Source organism: Neobacillus drentensis (assembly GCF_036962765.1).
GTDB lineage: Bacteria > Bacillota > Bacilli > Bacillales > Cytobacillaceae > Neobacillus > Neobacillus drentensis_C.
Window position 1 is genome coordinate 48,658 of record NZ_JBALOS010000079.1, and the last position, 568, is coordinate 49,225.

The 568-nt window shown below is 37.9% G+C and carries 1 protein-coding gene; it reads left to right on the top strand.

From position 1 onward, the window contains the following. Positions 1-126 precede the first annotated feature (126 nt). Positions 127-534: a YugN-like family protein gene (locus V7137_RS11760; protein ID WP_335698258.1), complete on the top strand. Its 408-nt coding sequence runs from the start codon at positions 127-129 to the stop codon at positions 532-534. Positions 535-568 lie beyond the last annotated feature (34 nt).

The following is a 568-nucleotide window of genomic DNA, read 5'->3' on the forward strand; positions in this document are numbered from 1 at the left end:
TAACCTCAGGTTCGGACTCACTTACCTTTAAAGAGATCTGATCATATGAATCAGTTCTCTTTTTTTTATTGAAATGAATGGATTTGGAGAAACTAATTGTATCGATGAATTAGGGGGTTAATGTTTATGATTGAGTTACCATCCAAAGTAGAAGGTAAGCAGTTTGGTTTATTTGAACTTGAACAAAAATTAAAACCAATCGGATATACGATTGGCGGAAACTGGGATTATGATCATGGTGCCTTTGACTATAAACTTAATGATGAGGATGGTTACCAATTCATGCGTCTGCCATTTCAAGCAATTGATGGTCAGTTGGATGCTAACAATTGTACCGTTAAGTTAGGAAGACCATTTCTCTTGGCCCATATATATGAAGCAGGACTTGATGACGAAGGGAGCACTGGTACCTTCTCAGGAACCCTAAATCAATTTCAGGAGCCAGTCGATAAGGATGCAAGCATTCCGGAGAAATATCGAGAATCTGGGAAGGTATTGGTGCAAGAATTGGAAATGCTCCTCCTGAGCGATTAATTATTTGGCTATGTAAAAGCTTATTGTTGATTTT

Excerpts from the sequence above, each read along its gene's own strand:
- V7137_RS11760 (WP_335698258.1), top strand. The coding sequence starts at position 127 with ATGATTGAGTTACCATCCAAAGTAGAAGGTAAGCAGTTTGGTTTATTT.